4 protein-coding genes are annotated in these 4,498 nt (G+C 45.6%); all 4 read right to left on the minus strand.

The window, feature by feature from the left end:
- Positions 1–180: 180 nt before the first annotated feature.
- Entirely contained in the window at positions 181–1,413 is a 1,233-nt protein-coding gene (locus ACTIE6_RS01285) for an OmpA family protein (RefSeq protein WP_439554900.1), read from the minus strand.
- Between the two features lie 83 nt (positions 1,414–1,496).
- On the minus strand, positions 1,497–2,255 hold the full coding sequence (locus ACTIE6_RS01290) for a DUF5672 family protein (protein ID WP_439554901.1): 759 nt from the start codon (positions 2,253–2,255) through the stop codon (positions 1,497–1,499).
- A 15-nt stretch (positions 2,256–2,270) separates the two neighbouring features.
- Positions 2,271–3,233 (minus strand): glycosyltransferase family 2 protein, encoded by a 963-nt coding sequence (locus ACTIE6_RS01295; RefSeq protein ID WP_439554902.1) that lies wholly within the window; start codon positions 3,231–3,233, stop codon positions 2,271–2,273.
- A gap of 114 nt (positions 3,234–3,347) precedes the next feature.
- Positions 3,348–4,498 (minus strand): hypothetical protein (locus ACTIE6_RS01300; protein WP_439554903.1); only part of this gene is annotated, 1,151 nt, incomplete at its 5' end.

Consider the following 4,498-nt stretch of genomic DNA (forward strand, 5'->3'; position numbering starts at 1 on the left):
AATCGTCCACATCATCTTTGCCCTAATAAAAAACCAAGCAACCTATAACGATCACTTGGTTTTATCATAGAAATCAGTGTGACAAAGGTGACACTCAGTGTTACAAAAGAGCTCCGCCCAGTGAGAGAAAGGGTAATGCTCAGGATGACAAAAAGTGGGGAGACTCAGTGTCACAAGGGATTACGCCTCCGTAATCACAAACTCCACTCTCCTGTTCTTACGTCTCTCCTCGGCGCTGCCTTGACTTAACGGGCGGGTGGCTCCGTAGCCTTTTGCTTCAATGCGGTTGGATTCTATTCCTTTTTCTACCAGATACGCCTGAACTGACTCGGCCCTTTTTCGTGATAGTTCCAGGTTTTTGTCAAAATCACCTACATTATCTGTGTGGCCTTCAATGCGGATACGGATGTTTTTATTCTCCTTCATCATGTCTGCCAGCCTGTCCAGCTCTCCGTAGGATTCAGGCAGCAATGCGAATTTGGAAGTTTCGAAGTAGATATTCGGCATGGTGATGGTTTCACCAACAGCAAGCGGATTCAGGTAGAAGTCGCGGCTGAATGTAGCTTTTCCAATGGAGTCGGCCGGACTTATATTGTAGCTTGTACTGTAAAAACCTTTCGCTGTAACCCGGAAATCGTACTTTTCAGAGGGATCCAGACCGATTTTGTACTTACCCGATGAGGATTTGATTTGTAATGAATCCCCATTTTCCACATACCTGATCTCCGCAGCAATAGGCTGTTTTGTTTTGGCATTGTAAACAGTTCCCCTGAAAACAGCCACTCCGCTTTCGTTTGTGTTTTCCTCTTTTTGGGGCTCGTTTTTAGGTATAGCGGGTTCGGTGGCAGGCTTTTTCACAGGCGCCTTTGCTTTTGCACTGGCTTGCTCTGCTTTCTGCGGCTGCTTTTTGAGCGGATTTTTGATTTGAATTCCATAGAAGTTCCACGACTGCGTTCCTTGTGAACTCCGGCCTTCGTAGAAATCAAATTCTTCAATACCCGGACTTAGCCGCTCAAAATAAGCAACGAAATTGACGGTGTCGCCAAGGCTAACCTTCTTGGTAGAGTTGGTCGGGATATTTTCAGCTTTGATAAACTTAAACTTTTTTTCAATTTCTCCCGGCTTGTACAACCGTGTTTCGGGATCCAGCCAAATCTGACTTGACCCTTGTCCCATGCCTTGCTTAGGATTGAACCGGAATGGAATACCTTGTGGCTGCTGCGGAATACCTGATCCTTTGTCCACGAACCGGAGATGAATAATTGTGTACTCGTCGGTTAATTCAACGCGCCTTATTTTGACGTACGGCGCGGACTGCTCATCGACTTTCGGGTTTTCGGTAACCTGTCCGAAAGTATCATTCAAGGAAAGTGTAATGGCAAATGCTAATGCCAGAAACGATCTGAAATTCATGACTTTTAACTAATTAAATTAAACAACTGCAAGAACGCCCGTAGGGAGCTGTTAGTTTGTTAAAAATTGTTAAAGTACGGAGCTTACTGATTTTCAGGAATAAAGCGGTTCCAGAATGCGGGATCGTAGCGTTCCCAGGCGTGACAGGCAAATGGCAGGCGGTGGTTTGTGAGCTCGTAAGTGGCTGCGGGACTTTTTTCAAATGCAAACTCCAGCGCCTCGCGCCACGAAGGCTGCTTCATAAACAGCTTCATTGGGATCAGCCGCGTTGCCTCCTGGGAAAACAGCATATCTTCATTTCCCTTCCATTCCGGGTAAAAAGTGCGGTATATTTTCAGGTAGCGGATAAATGTATCCACTTTCCGGAGCGAAAGTCCGCCATTTAAAACAATGCGGTTTTTGGTCAATGCATCGGCAAATTGCTGCGCCTGCTGTGCATTCAAAGAATCGAATGCAGGCTGGTGTAAAGATGGCGCGCCGATGTAATCGTAGCCTTTGGCGCACCAGGCCGAAAGTTCATCCCGGAACACATAAGCATCCAGCTGGTAAATCAGGATGTACTGATAGGCAGCAAATTTTTGATAAAAATCAATGGAAGTGAGCAGACGGTTATACGCGGCAATTCCATTGAAACATTCATCCTGAAAGGAAACCTGCTGAATGGAAGGAATAGCGTCGAACTCCGGGCCTAGCACCAGGCTCTCAGGCTTAACGATGATGATCGGATAGGCAGACAGTACTTTTGCACATTGCCGCAGGGAAATGGCTTCTCCGTCAGTCAGACCGGTTTGGTAAACTGGGATCACAACCGCTGCTGGGGCTTTTTCCTGATCTGCTTTCACTCTTAATTATTGTATTTATTCCAATAAATCCCCGATTGCAGGCAGCCACCAATCTTTGCTGCTGAACCGGTAATATCCCCTTAATACCTGATTTACAATGGGTGTAAACCTTTTTACACGATTATCGGGCAGGGAAGCGCGGCTTGAAAAGTGACGCTGCGATAAATACAACTTGATCAGCTTCTCACGCGGTACAAAAGGCAGCGCCCGGAGCAACAGGTACATATCATTCAATTTGGCCGCTTTTTCTGCCAGAGGTTCCAGCTTCTTTTTCCGGTCTCTGACGAACCTGTCTTTCAGGTGCACTTTCTCGGTTTTACCACCAAAACCAACCTGCTGACTGGAATGGATGCGATAGGAAATCAGCGGCTCGGTGATAAAGTCTATTTTGTTTTCCAGGCTCAGTACCATCGCAATCCAGGCGTCGTGGATCAGGTCGGGTACGTGGGTTGGAAATGGGGTAAGTCTTGCAAGGCAAGATTTGCGAATAGTTAGCGTGGCGCCCGTCACAACAAATCCGTGAAAAAGGATCTCGTGTGGTTTCCCTTTTTTCCATTTTGCCTTACCAGCTGCATTGAATTCGATTTCCTCCCAGATATTCCTGCCGATTGGTTTCGAATCATCATCAATCATGATCGCGTCGCTGAAAACCGCGTCGATATCGGGGTGCTGGGTCAGGTAAGTAACCTGCTTTTCAACTTTGTCGTCACGCCAGAGATCGTCCTGATCGCAGAGAAAAATGATATCTCCCTCGCATAGTGAAAGGCATTTTTCAAAGTTCCTGGTGGAACCCAGGTTTTGCTCATTTACATATATCCTGACAGGAAACCCACTTGTTTCAGCAAATTTTCTGATGATTTCGATCGTATTGTCTTTCGAACCGTCGTCACAAACTACCAACTCGTCGACAGACAAAGTTTGGTCAGCAATACTCCTTAACTGCCCTGAAATAAACTTCGAGCCGTTGTAAGTACACATGGCCACTGATATCATAATGTGTATATAGATTTAACTGAAAAATGCCGCAATTTAATAGTTAGAGGCTGCTTCCCGCAAATTACTTTGCCATTTTTACTATTCATCATTGGTTATTCATCTTGAATTTTCGGGAATCCTGATCACCTTATTATCGACCGCCCACGACATTATTTCGGAATATGCCGCCGCGTCACGGTAATAGACCAGCGGTGTGCTATGATCCTGCTGCCACTGTTGAATGGTAGTAACCACTTCGTTATTCGTCTTTTTCAGCTCACGCAGATTGTTGAAATAAACAAAACCCCAGAGCACCAGGCCAAATCCCGCTATATATTTTAGAAAAGCCGGTTTAATGATCTTTAAGTCCAGGAATATAAGTATCAGCATGATCGGGATGGTCGCGGTAAAAAACATATAACGCGGCGCTATACCGCCACCAGCCTTTGCATCAAAACGTGAAATAGCAACAATGATACCAGTGAGAATGGGCAGCGACAGTAAGCTGTACAGCAATGGATTTTTAAATGCATAACCCTTTAAAAAAAGCCAGAGCCAGATTAGCATTACTATAAATCCTACGCCCATACAAACCACAATATTCCCAACCTGTCCCGAACCGGGGTTGAGATAAACAAAGCTTCCCAGGAACGTAAACAACAAACGCGCCATCCATTCGATATTGAAAGGCACTTTGCCCGCTGCATTCCCAATTGGCATGTTAAGGAAGGTGATACCGAGCATGATCAATGCAAGTACAGCCCATACCCCGAGCATCGCCCAATTCCTTTGTATCAGCAAGATAAAGCCGCCCAGAAACAATGCGATAAATCCGTTTCCAAATGAAATCACTGCGAGCGTGGCGGCAATCAGACTCAAAAAAAAGTAGCCGCTCACCAGTTTGTCCGCCTTACTGGCTGTGTACAAACTTAGAAATGAGAAGAAAAAGACGGTATAATGCTGAATTCCTCCCCAGTAGTAGAATGTAACCTGCCAGAAAGCCAGACTGAAAAGGAAAATAGAGGATATAAGTACGATTTCGGGACTCAGCAGCTTGCTGTGGCCGATAATGCGGAGTAACAAGGCAAAGAAGCCCAGCAAGAAAATATTTTGAATTAAAACCAGGTTCCGGAAGCTGAGCTGATCGAACAGGGAATAGTAGATTGCCGCGCAGGATTTGGAGAACAAAATGCGGTGTTCATTGTGGCGGCTGAGCAGAATATCTTTACGCACACTAAAAGAATCGGTGTCGAAAAAGAAGCGTCGGA

This window comes from Dyadobacter sp. (genome assembly GCF_051859145.1).
GTDB lineage: Bacteria > Bacteroidota > Bacteroidia > Cytophagales > Spirosomataceae > Dyadobacter.

Coding starts and splice junctions, on each gene's coding strand:
- ACTIE6_RS01285 (WP_439554900.1), bottom strand. CDS start 1,413: ATGAATTTCAGATCGTTTCTGGCATTAGCATTTGCCATTACACTTTCC.
- ACTIE6_RS01295 (WP_439554902.1), bottom strand. CDS start 3,233: ATGTGTACTTACAACGGCTCGAAGTTTATTTCAGGGCAGTTAAGGAGT.